The organism is Scandinavium tedordense (genome assembly GCF_024764965.1).
Classification (GTDB): Bacteria; Pseudomonadota; Gammaproteobacteria; order Enterobacterales; family Enterobacteriaceae; genus Scandinavium; species Scandinavium tedordense.
The window spans coordinates 296,916-321,935 of the sequence record NZ_JALIGG010000056.1 but is presented as its reverse complement, the minus strand read 5'-3'; the positions used below and the strand labels follow the sequence as shown (position 1 = coordinate 321,935).

The following is a 25,020-nucleotide window of genomic DNA, read 5'->3' as shown; positions in this document are numbered from 1 at the left end:
TTCGCGTTTAGCGTGGCAGGGCGGTGCCCCATTCACGCCACTCTTTCGGTTCCGCGTCCTGCAACAGGAAGTGTTTATTTTCCTGCGCTTTCGGCGCGAGAGGCGTGCCTGGCGGTGTGGCAAAGGCTATGCCGCCGCGGATGAACTGATTGAAGGTCCCGGTTTTCACTACGCCGCCGATAATACCGAAATCGAGGCTGTAACCTGACGCCAACCAGAACACCGAGTTATTGCGCACCAGATGCTGATAGCGTTGGCTGATACGCAGGCCCACCATCACGCGGTCTGAAAGCGAACCCAGATGCAGGCCGGTAACCGTACCGACTTCGATGCCGCGGAACAGAACTGGTGTGCCGATGCTCAGCGATCCAGCCTCCGGCGCTTCGACGATGATGCTCAGGCCGTCGAGGTAACGGGAGTCGGTGATGGTGGCTTCCTGTAGCTCAAAATCGCGGCGTGGATTGCTGCCACGGCCCGGTTCAACGTTGATGTATGGTTGCAAAATGGTGTCCAGATGCTCAACGCCTGCCGCTGAGATCTGCGGCGTGACCACCGAGAACCGTGTGCCGCTGCGGGCAAAGGTGTTCACATATTCCGGATACAGAACCGCTTTGGCCTGCACTTCGTTGCGGGCAGTAATCAGTGTCAGGGTTTGAATCTGTCCGATATCAATGCCCAGATAGCGAATCGGCATCCCTTCGGCAAGCTTACCTGCATCAAAGGTGTGCAGGGTAATTTGCCCACCCACGGCGCGGGCCGCAGTTTCAGAAGGATACAGAATACGTTTATCGCCTTTACGCGCCCCGGCACCTGCGCCGCTCAGATTGTCGAAGCTGATAGCGCCGCGCAGCGCACGGGAGAGTGGGGCGGCCTGAACCGTCAGCCCGTTGCCGTTCAGCTGTACTTTTGCACCACCTTCGGCCCAGAACACGCTGTTTTTCGTCAGAAGCTGGCGGTATTCCGGTTTGACGTGCAGGTCGATATCAAACGCGTTTGCACGTGGGCGAACAGTGATGACTTCACCGACCTCAAATTTACGATACAGCACGACAGAACCGGCCTGAACGTCTGGCAGCGTGTCGGCAGTGAGCGTCATCGTCGATGTCGGCAGCTCGCCCAGACTGTTTTCAATCGCTTTCTCAAGATTGGCAAACAGCGGGTAGTTCTGCTTCATTGGGCCTTTTTCACCCGGCAGAACACGAATGCCGCCGCTGAGCCATTCACTGGCGCTGGCGCCGAGGAATTCAATACCGTCGAGACCGACTTTGACGTCAACGCGGCTGTTGACCACGAATTTGCTGTCGCCGTGTACCAACTCGCGATATTGCGGATCGATGGCGACAGAGAAGGAAACACCCTTGTTGTTCAGCGTGCGCTCAAGCACCTGACCAATTTTAATGCCGTGCAGAATAATGGGCTGCCCGGCCTCGACGCCGTAAGACTCCGGCGCATTCAGGGTGAGCGTGGCAACGCCTGGTTCCTGCAACAGCGTTTTATCGGCAGGGACGACCACGAAATGATTGCGCGGTTCGCCTTCACCAGGCACCAGTTCAAAGGTGCTGCCGGTGAGCAAGGCGCTGAGATTGGTATTCTCAAGCGACAGTTTAGGATTGCGCAACTCGATGCGGGTTTTGTCGCGCAACAAATTCACCACACTCGGATCTACAGTCATTTCACCGCTCACCGCGCCGCCCGGATTGAGATCAAGTTTGGTCAACTGCCCGACTTCCAGGCCCTGATACATCAAGGCAGTTGAACCCGCCTTTAGGCCTGCGCCATCGGGAAGGTCAAGTTTGACGATTACGCCTCGCTGGCTGTGGGCCAAATCGGCATATAGACCAAACTCATCGTTCTGATCGGCAGCTTTTGAATCTTCCGGTGAATCAAAGGCAATCGCGCCATTGACCAGTGCCGCCAGGCTTTCAAGCTGCACCTTCGCGCCACTCAGCCCGATGTCGGCTTTAATTCCGGAGACATTCCAGAAACGGCTGCCTTTTTTCACCAGATTGGTGAAGCGGCGGTCGATCAGAATATCGATTGTGACGCCCTGTTTATTGGCGTTAATCGCGTAATCATATACCCGCCCAACCGGGATTTTACGGAAGTACACCAGCGATCCGCTATTGAGCGAGCCTAAATCCGGAGCATGAAGATGGATCATCAATTCGCCATTGTTCAGGCGATATTTCGGCTGGGTATCCAGCGCCGTAAAGTGATCTTTCTTCGCGCCTTTACCGGGCATCATACCGATATAGTTCCCGCCGACCAGTGCATCAAGGCCGGAAACGCCCGCCAGTGACGCTTTAGGCGTGACCAACCAGAACTGTGTCTCTTCGCGCAGGGCATCCTTCATATCGCCTTTGATGCTGGCTTTGACCTCAATACGGTTAAGATTTTTGCCCAGGCTAACTTCCTGAACAGTGCCCACCTCAACGCCCTGATAACGAACAGGCGTGCGGCCCGGCACGATGCCATCTGCCGAGATGAAATCAATCGTGACCGTTGTGCCACGATCTTCAAAACTGTTCCAGATAAGCCAGCCAGCAATGAGCAGGGCAATTACCGGCAGCAGCCAGAAAGGGGAAATACGGCGTTTTGTTTTAATTCTCGCTTCAGTCGGTGAAGCGGGCGTTTCCTGACTCATGTGCATCCCAAAGTAAGCGGCTGTCCAGCCATTCAACAGCAAGAATAGTCAATATTACCGCAGCACCGAAATAAAACGCAGCGGGTCCCATTGTAAAAGCAAGTAACTGATCGCGATTGATAAGCGACATCATCAGCGAGATGACGAAAAGATCAAGCATCGACCAGCGACCAATCCAGGTGACGAAGCGCAACAGAAGTATTCGGGTTCTGAGTCCCTGTTCACATTTGAAGTGAATCGACAGCAACAGGGTAAGCATCACCAGCACTTTGGTAAAGGGCACAAGAATACTGGCGATGAAAACCACGGCCGCAACCGGAATATTACTGCTTCCAAGCGAGATGATGCCCGAAAGAATGGTGTCTTCCTGACGCGCGCCGTTCACATAGATAATCGAAATCGGTAGCAGGTTCGCCGGAAGCAGGAGAATTATTGAGGCAATCAGCGCGGCCCAGCATTTCTGCAGGCTGTTAGCCCGACGGTGGCGCAGCGGAATATGGCAGCGGCGACAACGCCCACGAGAATCAGCGAACCCTGTGTGGTGGCAACCGAGGCAAACCTGCAAACCCGGATCTGCACGTTGGGCTGGGCGCTGCGGATAAAAACGGTCCCAAAGCTGTTCCACGTTAAGGTGGATGAGTGTCAGGATACTCAGCAGTACCAGCGATATGAAAGCAATCAGGCCAACACCGGGCTGGAGAAACGCGTAGTCCTGAACTTTGATGGAAGCAACACCCACGCCAACAAGGTAGATATCGAGCATCACCCACTCTTTGAGCTTTTCGAGCATCAGCAGAACCGGGCGAAGATTCATACCGAGAATATTGCCCAGCCATAAATAGGCAATTGCAATAACCAGCACCAATGGCGCGCCGACGCTGCAAAACAGCACCATCGCAGCGGGGATAGGGTCGCCCTGATCGGTCATCTGCCAGATGCCCTGCAACAGGTTCGCGTCGATACGCACGCCGAGCAGATGTAAACGCAGCAGCGGCTCGCTCCATGCGAAAGGCATCAGCAACAACATGGTCACCGCCATTGCTGCCAGACGTGTTAATGACCAGTCGCGCCCGTCACGAATTTTTGCGTCGCAGCGAGGGCAATATGCGCTTTGTGACGCTTTCACCACGGGCAGGGTAAAAAGCGTGTCGCATTGCGGACAGCGGTGATATTCCACGGGCGCCAGTGGGTTGCCAATCGCGTGGACGGTGAGTTTTTTGCCCGGCGAAATTTGAGAAGCTCTTAGTGCCATTTATTAGCTTTTGAATTGAATGTATAACTCTATCTTAACCTATGAACGGATTCATCTTGAGCCCGAACGCATTTAATGCTTATTTTATTAGGCTATGCGTCGGCACTGACCGGCTTCGAATTAAGTACAATAAGTGATTGAATAATGAGCAAATCAGAGTTTTACGCGGATCTTAACCGCGATTTTCAGGCATTAATGGCAGGTGAAACCAGTTTTTTAGCCACACTCTCTAATACCAGCGCGCTGTTGTATGAGCGTCTGACCGACGTTAACTGGGCCGGTTTTTATCTCCTCGAGGGCGAAACGCTGGTTTTAGGTCCGTTCCAGGGCAAAATTGCCTGCGTTCGTATCCCGGTCGGTCGCGGCGTTTGTGGCACGGCGGTGTCGGAAAATCGCGTACAGCGTGTGGAAGACGTCCACGCCTTTGCCGGTCATATCGCCTGTGACGCGGCAAGCAACTCCGAAATCGTGCTTCCTTTGGTGGTTAACGGAACAATTATCGGCGTGCTGGATATCGATAGCCCGGCGTATTCCCGCTTCAGCACTGAAGATGAACAGGGGCTCTGTGAGCTGGCTGGTCACCTTGAAAAGCTGCTTGCGGCCACCGATTATCACAAATTCTTTCAGCCTGTCGCAGGATAATCAACGGATAACGTAGCATTTACCGATGGCGTCATTATAATGACGCCTGTTCATGCCCGCGGTATGTTGGCTACGTCCGTTGTAATCAGGAAATTTCATGGAAAATCAACCTAAGTTGAATAGCAGTAAAGAAGTTATCGCATTTCTGGCCGAACGATTCCCACAGTGTTTCAGCGCTGAAGGTGAAGCACGCCCACTGAAAATTGGTATTTTTCAGGATCTGGTAGCGCGCGTTGAGGGTGAAATGAACCTCAGCAAAACCCAGCTTCGTTCCGCCTTACGTCTTTATACGTCCAGCTGGCGCTATCTGTACGGCATCAAAGCGGGTGCAACCCGAGTTGATCTCGACGGAAACCCATGCGGCGAACTGGATGAGCAGCATGTGACTCACGCGCGTCAGCAGCTTGAAGAAGCGAAGGCCCGTGTGCAGGCACAGCGTGCAGAGCAGCAGGCTAAAAAACGTGAAGCTGCCATTGCGGCAGGTGAGCCCGTTGATGCCCCGCGTCGTGAGCGCAAACCGCGTCCAGCGGCACCACGTAAAGATGCGGCTGCCAATAAACCGCGTCCGGCGGCTAAACCTGCTGCGGCAAAAGCACCACGTCCGGCACGTGAAGAGCGTCTTACCCCGGTATCTGACATTTCTGAACTGAGCGTTGGCCAGTCTCTGAAAGTTAAAGCGGGTAACAACGCAATGGACGCCACTGTACTGGAAATCACCAAAGATGGCGTTCGTGTACAGCTGACTTCTGGTATGTCAATGATTGTACGCACAGAACATTTGATGTTCTGAAACGGAGGCCGGGCCTGGCATGAACAATTTTTTTAAGGTCACCGCGCTCGCTGGCATGCTGTTAATGGCAGGCCAGTCGTTCGCCGTGGACGATATTACACGTGCTGACCAGATTCCAGTTCTTAAGGAAGAGGCCCAGCATGCAACGGTAAGCGAGCGTGTAACGTCTCGCTTTACCCGCTCCCACTATCGCCAGTTCGATCTCGACAACGCGTTCTCGGCGAAAATTTTCGACCGTTACCTTAATCTGCTGGACTACAGCCACAACGTGCTGCTGGCCAGCGATGTATCCCAGTATGATGCCCGTAAATCGCAGGTCGGTGACGAACTGCGCAGTGGCAAACTGGATGTTTTCTACGATCTTTATAATCTGGCGCAAAAACGCCGCTTTGAGCGCTATCAGTACGCGCTGAAAGTGCTTGAGCGTCCGATGGATTTTACCGGCAACGACTCCTTCAATCTTGACCGCACCAAATCGCCATGGCCAAAAGATGAAGCCGAGCTGAATGCGCTGTGGGATGGCAAAGTCAAATATGACGAGCTTAGCCTTAAGCTTGCCGGTAAAGACGAAAAAGAAATTCGTGAAACGCTGACCCGTCGCTACAAGTTCGCGATTCGCCGTTTGGTTCAGACCAACAGCGAAGACGTGTTCTCTCTGGCGATGACCGCGTTTGCACACGAAATCGATCCGCACACCAACTACCTTTCCCCGCGTAACACCGAGCAGTTCAACACCGAAATGAGCCTTTCTCTGGAAGGTATCGGCGCTGTGCTGCAAATGGACGACGACTACACCGTGATTAATTCCATGGTGGCAGGCGGTCCTGCGGCGAAGAGTAAAGCCATTAGCGTTGGCGATCGTATCGTCGGCGTTGGTCAGACCGGTAAAGGGATGGTTGATGTTATCGGCTGGCGCCTGGATGACGTAGTCGCTCTGATCAAAGGGCCGAAGGGCAGCAAAGTGCGCCTGGAAATTCTGCCTGCCGGTAAAGGAACGAAAACCCGGACCATCACGCTGACTCGCGAGCGCATCCGCCTCGAAGATCGCGCCGTGAAGATGTCGGTTAAAAACGTCGGCAAAGAGAAAGTTGGCGTGCTGGATATTCCTGGTTTCTACGTGGGCCTCACCGATGATGTGAAGGTGCAGCTGCAGAAACTGGAAAAGCAAAACGTTACCAGCGTCGTTATCGATCTGCGTAGCAACGGCGGCGGAGCACTGACCGAAGCGGTATCGCTTTCTGGTCTGTTTATCCCGTCTGGCCCGGTAGTGCAGGTGCGTGATAACAACGGCAAGGTACGCGAAGACAGCGATACCGACGGCGTTGTGTATTACAAAGGCCCTCTCGTCGTGCTGGTTGACCGCTTCAGTGCGTCTGCATCTGAAATCTTCGCGGCGGCGATGCAGGATTATGGGCGTGCTTTGGTTGTCGGTGAACCGACCTTTGGCAAAGGCACCGTGCAGCAGTACCGCTCGTTGAACCGCATCTACGATCAGATGCTGCGCCCAGAGTGGCCAGCGCTGGGTTCTGTGCAGTACACCATTCAGAAGTTCTACCGCATCAACGGCGGCAGTACTCAGCGTAAAGGTGTGACGCCAGATATCATGATGCCAACTGGCAGCGAAGAGACGGAAACCGGTGAGAAGTTTGAAGATAACGCTCTGCCGTGGGACAGCATTAATGCTGCGACCTACGTCAAAACGGGCGATATGATGCCGTTTGGTCCAGAACTGCTGAAAGACCACAATGACCGTATCGCGAAAGATCCGGAATTCCAGTATATCGTCAAAGATATTGCCCGTTTCAATGCGCTGAAAGAGCGCCGCAATATCGCCTCTCTGAATTACGCACAGCGTGAGAAAGAGAATGAGGAAGACGACGCGACGCGCCTGGCACGCATTAACGATCGTTACAAACGTGAAGGCAAGCCACCGCTGAAGAAACTGGACGATCTGCCGAAGGATTACCAAGAGCCCGATCCGTATCTGGATGAAACGGTCCATATCGCCAATGACCTGGCAAATAGGGAAAAAGAGCAGCCCGCGGTAACACCAACCGCCAGCAAATAACCCTCAACAGGCACAAGAAATTGTGCCTGTTTTTTTTCCTTCCTCAAACATGCGTCAGCGAGATGCAACATAATGTAAAGTTGTGTTTTTCTCGTGACTTAGCGACCTCTCCTAGTTGAAAATCAGCGTAAGACCCATACCATATGGGTAATCGCATAGTGCGTTTTGTTACAACGAGGTTAAAGAAAATTATGATGCGAATCGCGCTCTTCCTGATGACCAACCTGGCGGTTATGGTCGTGTTTGGGCTGGTGCTAAGCCTGACAGGAATTCAGTCTAGCAGCATGACAGGCCTGCTTATCATGGCGCTGCTTTTCGGTTTTGGTGGCTCGATAGTATCGCTATTGATGTCGAAATGGATGGCACTGAAATCGGTAGGCGGTGAAGTCATCGAGCAGCCGCGCAATGAAACTGAGCGCTGGCTGATGAACACCGTCGCGCAGCAGTCCCGCCAGGCGGGTATTGCCATGCCGCAGGTTGCGGTGTATCACGCGCCGGATATCAACGCCTTTGCGACCGGGGCTCGCCGTGATGCGTCGCTGGTTGCCGTGAGTACGGGCCTGTTGCAGAACATGAGCCGTGACGAGGCTGAAGCGGTCATTGCGCATGAAATTAGCCACATCGCCAACGGTGACATGGTGACCATGACCCTGATTCAGGGCATCGTGAATACCTTTGTTATCTTTATTTCTCGCGTTATCGCGCAGCTTGCGGCCGGTTTTCTGGGTGGCAACCGTGATGAAGGTGAAAGCAGCAACGGTAACCCACTGATCTACTTTGCGGTAGCGACCGTGCTGGAACTGGTATTTGGTATTCTTGCCAGCATCATCACCATGTGGTTCTCCCGTCATCGTGAGTTCCACGCCGATGCCGGTTCTGCCAAACTGGTTGGCCGCGAGAAAATGATAGCGGCGCTTCAGCGCCTGAAAACCAGCTACGAACCGCAAGAAGCCAGCAGCATGATGGCGTTTTGTATCAATGGTAAAGCGAAGTCCATGAGCGAACTGTTCATGACGCACCCGCCGCTGGACAAACGTATCGAAGCACTGCGTAGCGGCGAGTATCTGAAATAACGAATTCACAGCACGACCCTTAAAGCAAAGCGCCTCTCAGAGGCGCTTTTTTTATGCCCGGATCATGAGACAGCCCGAGGCTGGGTGACGCGAAGGCCACTGAAGATGGCGGCGATAACCGCGAGGGATCCTGCCAGTAAAAGCGAAGTATGCGTCCCGTGGGTACCGAACAGGTTAAACATTAACGCCACCAGTGCCGCACCGGTACTTTGCCCCAGCAGACGGGCCGTACCTAACATTCCGCTTGCGCCACCGCTGCGATTACGCGGTGCAGATGACACAATGGTGTGATTGTTCGGCGACTGGAATAACCCAAAACCGGCGCCGCACAGCATCATGCGCCAGACAATGTCGATGTCCTGAGGCGAAGAGGGCAGCAGTGCCAACGCGAACAGCCCGCACGCCATTACCGCCAAACCTAATGCACCGAGGAAACCGGCGTGAACCTTTTCGATGAGAAAGCCAGCAATTGGGGCCATCACCATGGTGGCCAACGGCCATGGCGTCAGCAGCAGGCCGGTTTCAACTTCACTGCGGCCCATAACCGATTGCAGGAAGAAGGGCAGTGAAACCATGGCCAGCATTTGAGCGCAGAAGGAACAAATCGACGTACAGATCGACAGCGAAAATAGCGGGATACGCAGCAAATCAACCGGCAGTAGCGGCACTGGCAGCTTTAATTGGCGACGGACAAAGAGAAAGCCGATGACCAGCATCGCTACCACTTCACTCAGCACCAGTTGCAGAGACTGCCCTTGGGCAAAGCTGCTGAGTGCTGTTATCAGTAAACCGAAGGTTAAAGCGTTCATGACCGCACTCGGCAGATCGAAACGCGACGCCTGACTGCGGGCACCATTAGGCGGCAGATAACACATGGCCAAAACAAACGCCACGATCCCGAGCGGAATGTTAATCAGGAACAGCCACTGCCAGGACGCCACGGATAAAATGGCTGCGGCAATGGTCGGCCCTGCGGCAGAGGATACGGCAACAATAAACGAGTTGATTCCCATCCCCCGCCCGAGAAAGCGCTGCGGATAAATGAGGCGTATCAACGCCGTGTTGACGCTCATCAACGCTGCGCCTCCCAGACCCTGCGCCACACGGGCTAGCGTCAGCATTTCCAGTGAGTGTGAAAGCGCGCAAATCAGCGACGTACAGGTGAAGACCACCAGGCCGCATTTGTAAATTCGTCGATAGCCAAACATATCGCCGAGAAATGCCAGGGTCAGCAGCGAGATAACAATCGCGATTTGGTAGGCATTAACTATCCAAATAGATGCGGCGGGAGAGGCGTTAAGGTCGGTAGCAATAGTGGGAAGGGCGACGTTGGCAATGGCACCGTCAAGCACGGCCATCGAAATACCAAGCACGATCGTCAGAATGGCGCCATAGCGTTGTGGCAACGGCAAACCATCAGAAGCTGTTTTTTCCATGTGAAAAATAGGTCTTTAATGAAATCATTATGCAGGTAATGATTTTAGCATTGATTATTCAGCAGTATGTCGCAGATTTGTAACGAAGATGCAGAAGAGTGATTGCGGCGGAAGGCGCGCGAAATTATAATAAAAAACAGTTCTGAATTTTATAAAACAGTCGCGATGAGGTGATAAATGGCAGTTGCAGATTTGGATAAACAGCCAGATTCTGTCTCTTCAGTGTTGAAGGTATTTGGCATTTTGCAGGCGCTTGGCGAAGAGCGTGAAATAGGGATAACTGAGCTTTCACAGCGCGTAATGATGTCAAAAAGCACGGTTTATCGCTTTTTACAGACCATGAAATCGCTGGGTTACGTGGCACAGGAAGGCGAGTCAGAGAAATACTCTTTGACACTGAAACTGTTTGAACTGGGTGCGCGTTCGCTACAAAACGTCGATCTCATTCGCAGTGCGGATATCCAGATGCGTGAACTTTCTCGTTTGACGAAAGAAACCATTCACCTGGGCGCGCTGGATGAAGACAGCATTGTCTACATCCATAAAATTGACTCAATGTATAACCTGAGAATGTACTCACGTATCGGCCGTCGCAATCCACTGTACAGCACGGCAATTGGTAAAGTGCTGTTGGCCTGGCGTGACCGTGAGGAAGTAAAACAGATCCTCGAACACGTTGAGTATAAGCGCAGCACTGGGCGGACTATCGCCGATACCGTGGAGCTGTTACCGCTGCTGGATGTGGTCCGTGAGCAAGGTTATGGCGAAGATAATGAAGAGCAGGAAGAAGGTCTGCGTTGCATCGGCGTGCCAGTGTTTGACCGCTTCGGCGTGGTGATTGCGGGGCTGAGCATTTCCTTCCCGACTCTGCGTTTCTCTGAGGAGCGTCTGCACGAGTACGTCAGCATGCTGCACACGGCGGCGCGTAAAATTTCTGAGCAGATGGGTTACAACGACTATCCGTTCTGAGATGCACAGCCACAAAAAACGCCGCGATAAGCGGCGTTTTTTGTTGGTGGTGGTGTCCGATTATCCCTTATCGACAACCGTTGTGCTTTTACGCAGGAGAGGGCAGTCAGTTATGCCGATAATCCCGCTGTCAGTGTGAACATATTGCGCCGTGCTGGTACCACGCGCGGTGAGGTATTTACACTGTAATCCTAATCCGCCTACGTTTTCAGTGCTGCCAATTAGCACACCGTAGCCGGTTGAAAGCAAAGCAATCCAAATAATCGCCAGTACAATAATTGTACGAATCGTAAAACGCATCAATATGCCTCGTTTTTGTTTCTTCCTGTACAATAGAGTAGTTTGTTCATGCTCTGAAACAAGTCGATGATTCCTAAAATGAAGAGACTCCATTACAGTTAGCCGCGGTTTAAGGTTAGCGTGCTAATCTGTTAACAAATATGGTTACCCGGAGAGTGGAGTGAAAAAGTTACGGTGGGTCATCCTGGCGGTTATCTTTCTGATTGCCTGTCTATTACTGTGGACTCAGATGATTAACGTGTTGTGCGATCAGGATGTGCAGTTTTTCAACGGTATTTGCACCATCAATAAATTCATTCCCTGGTAAACTTTTTCTCATAGGAGATTTCCTTCCTCATGCCGCCGAGTGGTAGAATGATGGCTCCAATTTGAGGTGGTGAAATGGTTGATTTAATGAATTCCGGAATGCTGAATTTGGCCTCGCTGGCAGTCTCCTTGCTGGTACTGGTCATCGGGATGGCCCTGTGGTTTTTCGTAAACCGCGCCAGTTCGCGAACAAACGAACAGATAGAGCTTCTGGAAGCGCTCCTGGATCAGCAAAAGCGTCAAAATGCATTACTCCGTCGCCTGTGTGAAGCAAATGAACCGGAGAAAGAAGCGCCGGTGAAACCTGCAGAACAAGTCCAGGCAGAGTCGCAGGACAGTGATGATGATTTTATCCGTCTGGTGGCGGAACGCTGATAGACTTCCCGGTGGTCGAACAGCTTGACTGCCGGGATGCTCAATACCGTAATGTATTGCTATAACTTATTATTATGCTTTATCACTTTTTGGTCTCATGCCCTTCTTGCTATTTGTCCATGCTCTCCTTCAAAAATTTTTAATTCTTTTACATTATCCGTTAAAGCGTTATCCACAATTCATCGAAACGTTTTTATTGCCCCATGGTGAAGCGCTGTCATCAAATTTTCATTATTACCGTGCAGCATCAATAATATTTAATATTGATAATTAGTCTGCGTTTTATAAATGAGAGCGGCCAGAATTGAAGCATATTTATGCAAAAAAATGTCTAACTATAGGAAAATGTTGCGTATGCACGAAAGCTGTCTGGCAGAAGTAAACACGTTGAGCTATGGTAAAAAAATCGTAAAAATATGCAGCCTGACGGGCTTGTGACGGTATGGTCGTTGGTCTGATAAGTGATGAGATTTCGCATAATTGTGCAGATGATCATCGCTTAATGCGGTGTTATGTGCGACCGATCGAGACATGTTTAAAAATGGCTTGCCATTATTTACGTAGTATGTGATAACACGTTTTGGGTTAAACGAGGTACAGTTCTGTCTATGTGTGGCATTTTCAGTAAAGAAGTCCTGAGTAAACACGTTGTCGTTGAATACCGCTTCTCTGCCGAACCTTATATTAGTGCCTCATGCAGTAATATCTCAGTTTTAGCTATGTAAGTGCCCTCGGGCGAAGAAAACACTCTAAGGAATTTTGCAAATGGCAAAGATTAAAGGTCAAGTTAAGTGGTTCAACGAGTCTAAAGGTTTTGGTTTCATTACTCCTGCAGACGGCAGCAAAGATGTATTCGTACATTTCTCTGCAATCCAGGGTAACGGCTTCAAAACTCTGGCTGAAGGCCAGAACGTTGAGTTCGAAATTCAGGACGGCCAGAAAGGCCCAGCTGCAGTTAACGTAACTGCTATCTGATTCGAATACACTGATCTCATTTGACATCAGCCATAAAGCCTCGCATTAGCGGGGCTTTTTACATTTGTTTCTGAGTATGTCTGTCAGGTCCTCACAGTCGCGCTTTGTTGCAAAACCACATCGTTATTAGCATTGTTTATCGCTCATCCCGACCCCTTTTCACGTTAAATCATTGGGTTGTAAATCATAATCGGGAGCCGGAGTGCAAAACCATCGCCGTCACTTCACCCCAGTCCGTTTTGGCCTGGTGTGTTTAGGTATTTGTTGTTGTCTGGGGCTGTTATTGGCCCGCGTAGGTTGGCTACAAATAATTTCGCCAGATAATCTGGTAAAACAAGAAGATATGCGTTCCTTACGCGAAGAACCCATCGATGTTCCTCGTGGCATGATAATCGACAGAGAAGGGCGGCCGTTGGCAGTGAGCGTACCTGTTAGCGCAATCTGGGTTGATCCACAAACGCTGCTCTCGAAAGGTGGCGTCGGCTACAGCGCACGCTGGCAGGCGCTGGCCAATGCATTGCACACCTCATTGTCTGACCTGACCTCGAAAATCACTCAGCATCCGCATTCCCGTTTCCTTTATCTTGCCCGTCAGGTCGATCCTCAGCAGGCAGCCTGGATTGATAAACTGCATTTGCCTGGCATTAATCTTCGCGAAGAATCACGCCGCTTTTATCCTGCCGGTCACGTTGCCGCTAACCTTATTGGCTTTACTAACATTGATGACCAGGGCATTGAAGGCGTTGAAAAAAGTTTTAACGCGCAAATGCAGGGTAAACCGGGTCTGCGTCTGGTGCGTAAAGACCGCCATGGGAACGTGATTGAAAACCTGACTGAACAGGCCGCAGTCCCTGCGCATAATCTGCAACTCAGCATTGATGAGCGTTTGCAGACGGTGACTGAAGATGCGCTGGACAACGCCGTGCGCTGGAATAAGGCGGAATCCGGTGCGTCTGTACTGATTCGAATTGATACCGGCGAAATTTTGGCGATGGCAAGCTATCCGGATTTCAACCCCAATAACCGTGAAAAAGCCACGCTGGATGACTTCCGTAACCGCGCGATCAGCGACACCTTCGAGCCGGGTTCAACGGTTAAACCTCTGGTCATCATGACCGCATTGCAGCAGGGTATCGTCCGCCCTGACAGCGTGGTCGACACCCATCCGTACACGCTGGATGGTCACCGTATTCGCGACGTGGGCTATTATCCTGAACTGAGCCTGACCGGTATTCTGCAAAAGTCGAGTGATACCGGCGTGTCGCATCTTTCTCTGGCGATGCCGATTCAGCATCTGCTTGATACCTACAAAGGTTTTGGCTTTGGCCAGCCTACAGGACTGGGCTTAACCGGTGAAAGCCAGGGTTTTCTGCCTAAGCGTCGTTCTTGGGGCAAGCTCGACAGGGCAACGTTCTCATTCGGCTATGGTTTGATGATCACGCCGCTTCAGTTGGCGCATGTTTACGCGACGATCGGTGGCTTCGGGATCTCTCGCCCCTTGTCTATAACGCGTATCGATCCACCGGTGATGGGCCATAGGGTCATGTCTGATGAAATTGTGCATCAGGTAGAGCACATGATGGAGAGCGTGGCGTTGCCTGGCGGTGGCGGGATCAAGGCCGCGGTTAATGACTATCGCGTGGCGGTAAAAACCGGGACGGCAAAAAAAATCGGTCCCGATGGCAAATATATCGACAAATATATTGCCTACACTGCAGGTGTCGCCCCGGCCAGTAATCCGAAATATGCGCTGGTGGTGGTGATAAACGATCCTGAGAACGGTAAATACTACGGTGGTGCAGTTGCCGCGCCAGTATTCAGCCAAATCATGGGCGACGTTTTACGTCTCGAGAACGTGATGCCGGACGGTCTGGCTCCTGGCTCACCGAACTTAATCGTCACGCATCACGACGACACAGTCGCTCCCGCGCGGTAATCCATTCACCTGAAGGGCGAATAGCGTTACACTTTCGCCCTTTCAATGATATCGGAGTCATCATGTCCTGGAGTTGTCCTCTCTGTCATGCGCCGCTTGAGCGCCACAACAACAGCTACATTTGCCCACAGCGCCACCAGTTCGACCAGGCGAAAGAAGGGTACATTAATCTGTTGCCGGTGCAGCACAAGCGGTCGCGCGATCCGGGTGACAGCGCCGAAATGATGCAAGCACGTCGCGCCTTTCTTGACGCGGGCCATTATCAGCCGCTGCGCGATGCCATCAGCGACGTTCTCCGACATTATTCCCCGAAAAACATTCTCGATATTGGTTGTGGCGAAGGCTATTACACGCACGCTTTTGCGGCGATCGCCGAGCACACTTGGGGTCTGGACGTATCTAAAACCGCCGTGCGTTATGGCGCGAAGCGTTATTCGCAGGTGGACTTTTGCGTGGCTTCCAGTCAGCGTCTGCCGTTTAGCGATGCCTGTATGGACGCGGTCGTGCGAATTTACGCCCCGTGTAATCCGCAGGAGCTGGAAAGAGTTGTGAAGCCAGGGGGCGTGGTGATTACCGCGACGCCAGGGCCACGACATCTGATGGAGTTGAAAGGGCTTATCTACGACGAAATTCGCCTGCATGACGTGAACAGCGAAGCGTTACCGGGCTTTGAGAAAGTGGAGCAAAAACAGCTGGCGTATCCGATGACCTTGTCAGGAGGCGAAGCTGTAGCGCTGCTGCAAATGACGCCATTTGCCTGGCGCGCAAAACCGGACGTGTGGGCAAAACTGGCAGGGCTTGAAACATTTAACTGCCAGACTGATTTTCTTATTCAGGTGTGGCAGCGGAACGATTAACCACTGAAGTGGCTCCAGAGGATCTGGACGCCAATTCCAATCAGCACAATACCGCCGAGCATCTCGGCGCGTTTACCTAACAGTGGCCCAATATAGCGGCCAACCATCATTCCGATAGTCGTCATCACCAGCGTTGCGCAGCCAATGGCCAATGCAGTGTAAATGATATTCACCTGTAAGAAGGCAAGACCCACACCCACAGCCATCGCGTCAAGACTGGTGGCAATTGCCGTCGTCACAAGCAGCCAAAAACCGTGGCGATTCGGGGCTTTTTCTCTGCTATCGTCATTCCCTCGCCAACCTTCAATCAGCATTCGACTGCCAAGGAAAACTAACAGTACGAAGGCAATCCAGTGGTTCCATTCCAGCACGAACTGGCTGGCGAGCATGCCCATGCCCCAACCAATAAGCGGGGTGATAGCTTCAACGCAGCCAAAAATAAGACCGGTACGCAGTGCTTCAGAGAACTTTGGTTTATGCAGCGATGCACCTTTGCTTATCGAGACGGCAAATGCGTCCATCGACATACCAAAGGCGAGTAGGATAGTGGCTGAGAGATTCATCGCTTGTCCTGACCGGGGAAATATCCATATGACACACCGCTGCCCCCAGTAAACATACGTCATTCCAACGTATAGCAGTGATATGTCTATGGTCTCGCCTGTCCATCATGCTGATAAACCGTACGCACCACGTTTTGCAACGAGTATGTTGACACGTACATTTCCGGGAAAGGAAATCGGCTACTCCCCAACGACGGGCGCAACCTTAACATAATTTGAGAAAATAAAACAATAACAAAAAAACGTTATATCAATCACTAATTGATAACGATTTTCATTTGGAATTATGAGTGATAAGAACGTTAATAAATATGAGGTAAAAACCGGGGGGATATAGCCAGTGCTATAAAATCATTTGTCTAAAATAACTTCAAATATAGCAATGGCTATAATCATAACTCATTGAGATGTAGAGATAAGTTTGTAGATTCGTTCAAGATCGTCGATATTCCGCACGCGTACAAGAAGGCGACGTTTTTCTAATTGCATGACCAATACCCCATCTTCAGATAAATTTATCTCTTTAATGCGGGTCCAGGCAATCCACACATTGGCAAAGAAAAAGCCTTCTGGTTTAAAAATAATTTTTGGGGTTCGGATCCAGAACAGATATAAGCCCATTAACGCCAGCGCACATAATAACCATGTGGTTATTAATTGGCCATTGGCATTAACGTTCTGATAAATAAGAATCGCCACCAGACCAACGAAGATTATCCCATCGACACGTCCACGGCGGAGCAGGGGGATAGCGAGCAGCACGGGGCCGTTTAGGTGCGGCATGATGAATTGATCGTAAATCGCATAGGCCAGCAGGGCCACAATGAAGAGCACCAGCACCCAATCCGTGATAGCCATTAAACCTCCAGAAATAAAAACCGGGGGCAAGCCCCCGGCGTCATACGAGTAATAATCGTGTAATTACAGGCCCAGCAGGCCAACCGCATAACCAGCGATACCGATGACGAAGAAGCCAACGATGATCCACAGCGGGTTAACTTTCTTACGCAGCAGCCACATACAGGCGAAGGTCAACAGCAGTGGCACCAGACCTGGCATCAGCTGGTCAAGGATAGTCTGCACGGTGGTAACGTGAACCTGACCGTCGGAACCGGTGATTTTCGACACCACCAACGGAATGTTCACGTGCGTCCACTTGTTAACCAGAGCCCCCATGACAAACAGGCCGAGGATTGACGCCCCCTCTGTCAATTTCTGCAGGAAGCCGCCGCCCATGTCCTTAACGATGTCCACACCTTTGCGGTAACCGTAAGCTACGCCGTAGTAACGGGTTGCCAGACGCACGGCGTTGAACAGGATGAAGAACAGCAATGGACCGAGCAGGCTACCGCTCATCGCGATACCCGCACCGAGGGCTGCGAATACCGGACGTACAGTACCCCAGAAGATGGGGTCACCCACACCGGCCAGCGGACCCATCAAACCTACTTTGATACCGTTGATGGCACCATCGTCGATCTCTGCGCCGTTAGCACGCTGCTCTTCCATCGCCAGCGTTACGCCCAGAACCGGAGCCGCAACGTATGGATGGGTGTTGAAGAACTCCAGGTGACGTTTAATCGCCTGGCGGCGTGCTTCATTGTTTTCCGGATACAGGCGTTTAATTGCCGGCACCATGGAGAAGCAGAAGCCCAGCGCCTGCATACGTTCGAAGTTCCATGAACCCTGGAACAGGTTAGAACGTAAGAATACAGCACGGATGTCGCTCTGAGTGAGTTTTTTCTCTTGAGTTGTTTTTGTAATATCAACCATTTCGCTCACCTGTTAGTCCAGTTGGTTATCGAGATCGTTGTTAGCAGCCTGTACCTGGCCACCCGCAACACGATTGTATTTAGGGCTCAGCTGGATATACAGAATTGCCATAACTGCACCAATCACACCCAGGGCGACCAGGTTGAAGTTGGTGAATGCTGCGGTAACGAAGCCAAGGTAGAAGAATGGCATCAGGTAGCCAGCACGCATCATGTTGATAACCATCGCGTAACCAACAACCACGATCATGCCGCCAGCGATATTCAGACCGCCGGTCACCACTTCAGGGATAGCGTTCAGCATGCTCTGTACTTCGCTGGTGCCTACAGAGATAGCCACGATAACCGCTGGGATTGCGATACGCATTGCTTGCAGGAACAGAGAAGAAACGTGCAGCCAGGAGAGCGCCGTCAGGTTGCCCGTATCAGCCGCCTTATCCGCCGCGTGCTGGAATGCCACGGTGATCGTACGAACGATAATGGTCAGAACCTGGCCCGCTGCTGCCAGTGGGATTGCCAGTGCGATACCGGCGCCGATGCTTTGATGGCCCGCGATAACCAGAACGGTAGAAATGATAGATGCCAGTGCCGCATCAGGTGCAACAGCTGCACCGATGTTCATCCAGCCCAGGGCGATCATTTCCAGGGTACCACCGATGATAATACCGGTTTTCATGTCGCCAAGGACTGCACCAATCAGGGTACAAGCCACCAGCGGACGGTGGAACTGAAATTCATCGAGTACGGATTCCATACCCGCAATACACGCGACGATGAACACCAGCACAATCTGAAGAGTGGTAATCTCCATTGTACTTCTCCTATAACATAAGTCTTAAGTGTGAAAATTCAGTGAGCAGCAGGGTGGAACGTTATTTCCCAACTTTGCTGATCAAATCCATCATTTTCAGTCTCTGGTCGGTAGAAACTTTACGTGCTTCCAGTTCAATACCGCGTGCATTCAGTTTATTGAAAGCTTCGATATCTTTTTCGTCGACTGAAATCGCGTTGTTGACCTGTGTTTTACCTTGACGGAAGGCCATACCACCGATATTCACCGTGGTAATTTTCACGCCTTGTTCAACGATGCGTTCAACGTCCGTTGGGTTGGTAAACAGCAGCATCACACGATCCCCGGCATATTGCGGGTTGTTGTAAACGCGGATCATTTTTGCCACATCGACAACGTGCGCGGTAACGCCCGGAGGTGCAACCTGAGTCAGCAGAGTTTTACGAACGGTATCTGCTGCGACTTCGTCACTGACGACGATGATGCGGGTAACGTTGGTTTCTTTCGTCCAGCGGGTTGCGACCTGACCGTGAATCAAACGGTCATCGATACGCGCAAGGCCGATAACCATATAGTCATTCGGGCCCATTGGTTTTGCCGGAACGTTGGCTTTCGGAGCTGCGGCTACTGCAACCGGAGCGGCTTTTTCAACAGGTTTCGCTTTCAGCGCTCTCACGCCTTCGCGACCGGTTTCAACGGCCACTGCGACCAGTTCATCAAAGCTCGGATTGTCGTCTCGGCCCATGAAGGTTTCGACCAGCATCGGAACGTTGACCCCGGCGATAACTTCATAATGCTCTTTATCGACGACAATGCGGCTGGCTGCGTTAAACGGGCTACCGCCCCATGTATCGACGAGAAATAGCACACCTTTACTGGTGTCCAGTTTCGCAAGCTGTGCGTTGTACTTTTCGATAAGTGTTTCTGCATTCTCGCCTGGCACGAAATCGATCCAGCCGACGTTTTCCTGCTCGCCCAACAGCATTTCTGCTGTTTTCAGCAGCTGTTCTGCAGCCCAACCATGTGTGCCTATTACAATAGCAATCGTCACTTGCTACCTCCTTTTATTATCGTTACGACAAGACCACTGCCGTTTTATGAACCGTCGATTTTCACCGAATCGATTCAGATAGGGGTTAGAGTTAAAATTCTAATAACTTCCGTGAATTATTTTAGATAGTGAAAAAATAATTAATGTGATGAAGATCCGTAATTTACTCATCCACACTGAATAATTTTGGAGCGCAAAAAATCATCTGAAAAGTGCAAAGAGACGTAAATTTTTGCCAGATGGCTTTTGTCTCTGATATGTTTATTTCCCGTTTAATTACTCAGGAGTATAGGGCATAGCCCATGTATGGACCGTCACCGACGTCAGTTCACCCCCTGGCACTTTGCTGCCGCCACTTCCCCACTTTTTTATCACCCCGAGATAGTCTCGCCCGTCTTTGACATTGCGATGACAGACTGTGCCGTTTGCAGGAGCTGCCCATGGAACTCTTAATGGATCCTTCGATCTGGGTCGGCTTACTGACGCTGGTCGTGCTTGAGATCGTTCTCGGTATTGATAATCTGGTATTTATCGCGATCCTTGCGGACAAACTGCCGCCAAAACAACGTGATAAAGCGCGTCTGATTGGCCTGTCGCTGGCGCTGTTTATGCGTCTGGGACTGCTGTCGGTTATCTCGTGGATGGTGACGCTGACTCAGCCGTTGTTCAGCGTAATGGACTATGCATTCTCCGGGCGTGATTTGATCATGCTGCTGGGGGGGATTTTCCTGCTGTTCAAGGCGACGACCGAACTGCATGAGCGGCTTGAAAACCGTCAGCATGACGACGGTCACGGGAAAGGCTATGCCAGTTTCTGGGTCGTGGTGCTGCAAATTGTGGTGCTGGACGCCGTGTTCTCCCTCGATGCGGTTATTACCGCCGTGGGTATGGTGAACCATCTGCCGGTGATGATGGCTGCGGTAGTTATCGCGATGGCGGTGATGTTACTGGCGTCAAAGCCGTTGACCAACTTCGTCAACCAGCATCCGACGGTGGTAGTACTGTGTCTGAGCTTCCTGCTGATGATAGGTCTGAGCCTCGTCGCGGAAGGCTTCGGCTTCCATATTCCTAAAGGCTACCTGTACGCCGCAATTGGCTTCTCGATTATCATCGAGTTGTTTAACCAGATTGCCCGTCGCAACTTCATTCGCCATCAGTCGAATGTGCCGCTGCGTGCACGTACCGCAGATGCGATCCTGCGTCTGATGGGCGGCCGCAAGCAGAACGTGGTTCAGCACGATACTGAAAATCCGGTGGCTGTCCCGGTGCCGGAAGGTGCGTTTGCGGATGAAGAACGTTACATGATTAACGGCGTGCTGACCCTGGCATCGCGTTCGTTACGTAGCATCATGACCCCGCGAGGCGAAATCAGCTGGGTAGACGCTAACCTTAGCGTGGATGAAATCCGCCAGCAGCTGCTGTCGTCCCCGCACAGCCTGTTCCCGGTGTGTCGTGGAGAGCTGGATGAAATCATCGGCATCGTGCGTGCCAAAGAAATGCTGGTGGCGTTGGAGTCCGGTGAAGACGTGGCCGCGATGGCCTCAGCCTCACCTGCGATTGTGGTGCCTGAAACGCTGGACCCAATCAATCTGCTGGGCGTGCTTCGTCGCGCTCGTGGCAGCTTCGTCATCGTGACAAACGAGTTTGGCATGGTGCAGGGTCTGGTGACGCCGCTGGACGTCCTGGAAGCGATTGCAGGCGAGTTCCCGGACGCTGATGAAACGCCGGAGATCATTGCCGATGGTGATGGCTGGCTGGTGAAAGGCTCCACCGACCTGCATGCGTTACAGCAGGCGCTGGGCCTGGAGACTCTGCTCATCGGGGATGACGATGATATTGCCACGGTGGCCGGGCTGGTGATTGCGGTTAACGGACACATCCCGCGGGCCGGCGACGTGCTGCATGTTCAACCGCTGGATATCACCATCGTTGAAGCCAATGCGTATCGCGTGGACCTGGTTCGGGTCGTGAAACAATCTTCTCTTCACGACGAAGACGAATAATCCTCACAAAATAACGGGCAGCACATGCCCGTTATGTTCTTTTGGTGGAGGGTTTCTCCCTGACAGCCAGTGCGGAAATTCAGCCAGCGGCATCGGCTTTGCGTACAAAAAACCCTGTAAAAGATGTACTCCATGAAGACGCAGATAGTGCGCCTGCTGCGGGGTTTCCACGCCTTCCGCCACCAGTTCAATGTTCAGCCGCTGTCCAAGCGCGATAATAATGTCCGTCACCGTCGAATTCACCGCATCGGTGCCGATGGCATTGGTGAAGGATTTATCGATTTTTAGAATGTCCGGATGCAGCTGTTCAAGCCAGGAAAGGGTGCTGCTACCGGTACCAAAATCGTCAATTGCCAGCCGCACGCCTTTGCGATGCAGTTCGCGCACCAGCCGATAATCCACGCCCTGCAAATTGTCCCGCTCGGTGATTTCCAGTACCAGCTGTTGTTGTGGACGTGCGGCGAACCAATACTGATTCACATCCCGCAGCAGCGCGCCCTGCAGGAAATGGCTCGAAGAAACATTGATGCTGATATGAAACTGTTGGCTGGCCGGGAAATATTCAATCTGACGGATGGTTTCGTTGATGACATAACGCGTCAGCGGTGCGATAAGATTTTCCCGCTCGGCCACCGGAATAAACACTTCGGGTGAAATCCGCCCAAGTCGCGGGTTATTCCAGCGCAATAAAATTTCAACGCCGGTGCATTGCTGCGTGTGCGTATCGAGCTGTGGCTGACAGTAAAGCTCAAACTCACGGCGGGCGATACCCAGCGTGATTTCGCGTGAAAAACTCATGCGCCCTGCGGTGGCAATCCACGTGACGGCGGTCAGTACCAGCGTCAGGATCACCGCCAGCGGCACCTGGGAAGGCAGACCTTTCAGCGCCAGCACAGTTGCACCCGGTGTAGAGACGCTGATGCTGAAAGGGAAAAGTTCGGAACTTCGGCTGATAAGTCTTTCATCGCTGGCTAGCTGAAGGTTATCGCTGATGCCCTGCGATTCGCTGTAATAACGATTCCCGACGGAGACGACCACACGCCGGATCAGAGGCTCTTGCGCCTCCAGCAGCAGCGAGCTGAGCAAATCGATATTAATTGTCAGCAGCACGCCATCTTCGCCGTCCTGCGACGCGGGATACCATTGAATCAGGATTGGCGAACCCTTCAGCAAGGTTTCGTCCGTGGACAGCATCAGCTGTGGCTGAGGGGCGGGAAGTGAAGAGAGGCGCTGACGTAAAACTACATCCCTGTCGCCGAAAACGCTGGAACAGTACAGGATCCCGGATTTAACCAGGGCGATGGAGCGCAGCGTCTGTAACGCGGCGGCCTGTTTGCGGATAGGTAAATGCGCTACTTCGCAAGGTTGGCCCACAAGGTTGACCAGCTCATGCCGCTTTCCGGCCACGGGTATTAAAATTTTATCGAGACTTTCTACCGCATGAATCGCGTAGGCATCGATGCGTTGCTGATTTAAGTCGCGCTGTGAAATAAATCGCAGGCCGAAGGTCAAAAGGAGGGTAGCAACAGCGACCATCAGACATACGATGATCCGCTTGCGACGGTATCTCTTAATCAGATTTTGTGCTGTTTGCATGACTGACGCTCACCTGGCGATCGCCAACCAGAATGTTAGCGTCAACAGAGCAAGTGTAGTGCCCTGTGCATAAATTGCGGTCAGAACAAGAAAAAATCGCCCATCAGTAGGAGATGGGCGAGAGAGTATTAATCACATTGTACTTTAATGGCCAGGCCGCCCCGCGACGTTTCACGGTATTTGGCGTTCATGTCTTTGCCGGTTTCGTACATGGTTTCAATTACTTTATCGAGAGAAACGCGCGGCTCGCTGGTACGGCGCATTGCCATACGCGTGGCGTTGATAGCCTTCACTGAGGCGATAGCGTTACGTTCTATGCACGGCACCTGAACCTGACCGGCAACCGGGTCGCATGTCAGGCCAAGGTTATGCTCCATGCCGATTTCCGCCGCCACGCACACCTGCTCAGGACTGGCACCCAGCAGTTCGGCAAGACCTGCGGCCGCCATGGAACAGGCCACGCCGACTTCACCTTGACAGCCCACTTCTGCGCCTGAAATCGACGCGTTCATTTTATACAGGGCGCCAATCGCACCGGAAGCCAGGAAGTAACGAATATAACTTTCCGGGCTCACCGGTTCGATGAAGTGATCGTAATAGGCCAGCACCGCCGGAACGATACCGCAGGCACCGTTGGTGGGTGCAGTGACTACACGCCCACCGGCGGCGTTTTCTTCGTTAACCGCCAGCGCGAACATGTTCACCCAATCCACCACCGTCATCGGGTCGCTGTTGGTTTTGTCCTGACTCACCAGCATTCGACGCAGGGCAGCAGCACGACGCGGAACGCGCAGGGGACCAGGCAGCACGCCTTCGGTGTTCATGCCGCGATCGATACAGGCGCACATGGCCTGCCAGACGTTGGCAAAATAGTCTTCAATCTCTTTTTTGCTGTGCAGCGCCAGTTCGTTCTGCATCACCATGCCGGAAAGTGACAGGCCGGTTTCTTTGCAGTAGTCGAGCATCTCTTTCGCCGATTTGAACGGATATGGGACGCTAACGTCACCGCTCATGTCCTGGCCGAAATGCTCCTCATCGACGATAAAACCGCCGCCAATGGAGTAATAGGTTTTGCTGTAGATGACGGTGTCACCGGCAAACGCATGGATGGACATCCCGTTTTCATGCAGTGACAGATTGTCGCTACGAAAACGCATGCCATCGTCCTGCGGGAAATCTACTTCGCGACGACCTTGCGCCAGCAGCAGACGTCCGCGAGTTTGTACATCGCGGATAAACGCCGGGATCGCGTCGATATCAACGGTATCCGGCATATTACCCGCCAGACCCATGATGATCGCGATATCGGTATGGTGACCTTTACCGGTTAATGACAGTGAACCATAAACGTCCACCGCCACGCGGGTCACGTCATCGATCATTCCCTTTTCGACCAGGTCATCGACGAACTGCTTACCGGCCTTCATCGGGCCTACAGTATGGGAGGAAGAGGGACCAATCCCCACCTTGAACATGTCGAATATACTAATCACGCTAACACTCCTGACAGGGTTACCGGAAAGTTCCGATAACGATGTTAAAACTGCGCATAGTGTAAGAGGGAACTTGTAACGCAGCTTAACTATTCACATGAATTAAACTAATGCTTCACCTCGATTTTA

Annotated in this window: 22 protein-coding genes and 1 pseudogene; 12 read left to right on the top strand and 11 right to left on the bottom strand. The window is 52.1% G+C overall.

The genetic code is table 11. The features are described 5' to 3' along the window. Positions 1-7: 7 nt before the first annotated feature. Together MUU46_RS14690 and yebS are read right to left on the bottom strand one after the other, a co-directional pair. Positions 8-2,644, bottom strand: coding sequence for a PqiB family protein (locus tag MUU46_RS14690; RefSeq protein WP_159755469.1), 2,637 nt, complete (start codon positions 2,642-2,644; stop codon positions 8-10). Then, the gene (gene yebS, locus MUU46_RS14685; protein ID WP_258965882.1) at positions 2,613-3,896 is read right to left on the bottom strand and encodes a membrane integrity lipid transport subunit YebS; all 1,284 of its coding nucleotides are present in this window, start codon (positions 3,894-3,896) and stop codon (positions 2,613-2,615) included. Before yebS ends, MUU46_RS14690 begins: the two co-directional genes overlap by 32 nt. A 144-nt stretch (positions 3,897-4,040) precedes the next feature. Between yebS and msrC the strand changes: the two genes are divergently transcribed. The 4 genes from msrC to htpX all read left to right on the top strand — a co-directional run bounded on the left by msrC (position 4,041) and on the right by htpX (position 8,469). Next, on the top strand, positions 4,041-4,538 hold the full coding sequence (gene msrC, locus MUU46_RS14680; protein ID WP_258965881.1) for a free L-methionine (R)-S-oxide reductase MsrC: 498 nt from the start codon (positions 4,041-4,043) through the stop codon (positions 4,536-4,538). A gap of 97 nt (positions 4,539-4,635) precedes the next feature. Beyond that, a complete protein-coding gene (gene proQ, locus MUU46_RS14675) occupies positions 4,636-5,328 on the top strand; it encodes an RNA chaperone ProQ (RefSeq protein WP_159755478.1) in 693 nt (230 codons plus the stop codon). 19 nt (positions 5,329-5,347) lie between these two features. Next, positions 5,348-7,396, top strand: coding sequence for a carboxy terminal-processing peptidase (gene prc / locus MUU46_RS14670; protein WP_159755481.1), 2,049 nt, complete (start codon positions 5,348-5,350; stop codon positions 7,394-7,396). 191 nt (positions 7,397-7,587) lie between these two features. Then, positions 7,588-8,469 (top strand): protease HtpX, encoded by an 882-nt coding sequence (gene htpX, locus MUU46_RS14665; protein WP_159755484.1) that lies wholly within the window; start codon positions 7,588-7,590, stop codon positions 8,467-8,469. A 62-nt stretch (positions 8,470-8,531) separates the two neighbouring features. On the opposite strand, the gene MUU46_RS14660 is transcribed toward htpX, so the two are convergent. Continuing rightward, positions 8,532-9,905: an MFS transporter gene (locus MUU46_RS14660; RefSeq protein WP_258965880.1), complete on the bottom strand. Its 1,374-nt coding sequence runs from the start codon at positions 9,903-9,905 to the stop codon at positions 8,532-8,534. A gap of 177 nt (positions 9,906-10,082) precedes the next feature. Between MUU46_RS14660 and kdgR the strand changes: the two genes are divergently transcribed. Continuing rightward, positions 10,083-10,874, top strand: a complete 792-nt coding sequence (gene kdgR / locus MUU46_RS14655) for a DNA-binding transcriptional regulator KdgR (RefSeq protein WP_258965879.1) — start codon at positions 10,083-10,085, stop codon at positions 10,872-10,874. Positions 10,875-10,934: 60 nt separating this feature from the next. On the opposite strand, the gene MUU46_RS14650 is transcribed toward kdgR, so the two are convergent. Further along, positions 10,935-11,174: a YobH family protein gene (locus tag MUU46_RS14650; RefSeq protein WP_159755493.1), complete on the bottom strand. Its 240-nt coding sequence runs from the start codon at positions 11,172-11,174 to the stop codon at positions 10,935-10,937. A gap of 160 nt (positions 11,175-11,334) precedes the next feature. Between MUU46_RS14650 and mgrB the strand changes: the two genes are divergently transcribed. From mgrB to rlmA, 6 genes and pseudogenes are all read left to right on the top strand, one after another. Beyond that, positions 11,335-11,481, top strand: a complete 147-nt coding sequence (gene mgrB / locus MUU46_RS14645) for a PhoP/PhoQ regulatory lipoprotein MgrB (RefSeq protein WP_159755496.1) — start codon at positions 11,335-11,337, stop codon at positions 11,479-11,481. Positions 11,482-11,555: 74 nt separating this feature from the next. After that, positions 11,556-11,855, top strand: a complete 300-nt coding sequence (locus MUU46_RS14640) for a YebO family protein (RefSeq protein WP_258965878.1) — start codon at positions 11,556-11,558, stop codon at positions 11,853-11,855. 608 nt (positions 11,856-12,463) lie between these two features. Then, a pseudogene (locus MUU46_RS14635) lies at positions 12,464-12,608 on the top strand (DUF2627 domain-containing protein). 12 nt (positions 12,609-12,620) lie between these two features. Next, complete coding sequence (gene cspE, locus MUU46_RS14630; RefSeq protein WP_001062678.1) at positions 12,621-12,830, top strand: transcription antiterminator/RNA stability regulator CspE; 210 nt, start codon at positions 12,621-12,623, stop codon at positions 12,828-12,830. Between the two features lie 202 nt (positions 12,831-13,032). Continuing rightward, on the top strand, positions 13,033-14,766 hold the full coding sequence (gene ftsI2 / locus MUU46_RS14625; RefSeq protein WP_159755502.1) for a peptidoglycan DD-transpeptidase FtsI2/PBP3(PARA): 1,734 nt from the start codon (positions 13,033-13,035) through the stop codon (positions 14,764-14,766). A gap of 62 nt (positions 14,767-14,828) precedes the next feature. Continuing rightward, positions 14,829-15,623 (top strand): 23S rRNA (guanine(745)-N(1))-methyltransferase, encoded by a 795-nt coding sequence (gene rlmA, locus MUU46_RS14620; protein WP_258965877.1) that lies wholly within the window; start codon positions 14,829-14,831, stop codon positions 15,621-15,623. Here rlmA and mntP read toward each other — a convergent pair. The 5 genes from mntP to manX form a co-directional block, all read right to left on the bottom strand. Continuing rightward, the gene (gene mntP, locus MUU46_RS14615) at positions 15,620-16,186 is read right to left on the bottom strand and encodes a manganese efflux pump MntP (protein ID WP_159755508.1); all 567 of its coding nucleotides are present in this window, start codon (positions 16,184-16,186) and stop codon (positions 15,620-15,622) included. The two genes, rlmA and mntP, sit on opposite strands and share 4 nt — an antisense overlap. 399 nt (positions 16,187-16,585) lie before the next feature. Continuing rightward, positions 16,586-17,044: a DUF986 family protein gene (locus MUU46_RS14610; protein WP_159755511.1), complete on the bottom strand. Its 459-nt coding sequence runs from the start codon at positions 17,042-17,044 to the stop codon at positions 16,586-16,588. A 63-nt stretch (positions 17,045-17,107) separates the two neighbouring features. Then, positions 17,108-17,959, bottom strand: coding sequence for a PTS mannose transporter subunit IID (locus MUU46_RS14605; protein ID WP_159755514.1), 852 nt, complete (start codon positions 17,957-17,959; stop codon positions 17,108-17,110). Positions 17,960-17,971: 12 nt separating this feature from the next. Then, positions 17,972-18,769, bottom strand: coding sequence for a PTS mannose/fructose/sorbose transporter subunit IIC (locus MUU46_RS14600; RefSeq protein ID WP_110512219.1), 798 nt, complete (start codon positions 18,767-18,769; stop codon positions 17,972-17,974). A 61-nt stretch (positions 18,770-18,830) separates the two neighbouring features. Further along, complete coding sequence (gene manX, locus MUU46_RS14595) at positions 18,831-19,799, bottom strand: PTS mannose transporter subunit IIAB (RefSeq protein WP_159755517.1); 969 nt, start codon at positions 19,797-19,799, stop codon at positions 18,831-18,833. A 440-nt stretch (positions 19,800-20,239) separates the two neighbouring features. On the opposite strand from manX, the gene yoaE reads away from it, so the two are divergent. Continuing rightward, on the top strand, positions 20,240-21,802 hold the full coding sequence (gene yoaE / locus MUU46_RS14590) for a CNNM family cation transport protein YoaE (RefSeq protein ID WP_159755520.1): 1,563 nt from the start codon (positions 20,240-20,242) through the stop codon (positions 21,800-21,802). Between the two features lie 3 nt (positions 21,803-21,805). Here the strand turns inward: yoaE and pdeD are convergent, their stop codons facing one another. Further along, complete coding sequence (pdeD, locus tag MUU46_RS14585; protein ID WP_258965876.1) at positions 21,806-23,398, bottom strand: cyclic di-3',5'-guanosine monophosphate phosphodiesterase PdeD; 1,593 nt, start codon at positions 23,396-23,398, stop codon at positions 21,806-21,808. Between the two features lie 128 nt (positions 23,399-23,526). Next, positions 23,527-24,891 (bottom strand): L-serine ammonia-lyase, encoded by a 1,365-nt coding sequence (gene sdaA / locus MUU46_RS14580; protein WP_159755526.1) that lies wholly within the window; start codon positions 24,889-24,891, stop codon positions 23,527-23,529. Positions 24,892-25,020 lie beyond the last annotated feature (129 nt).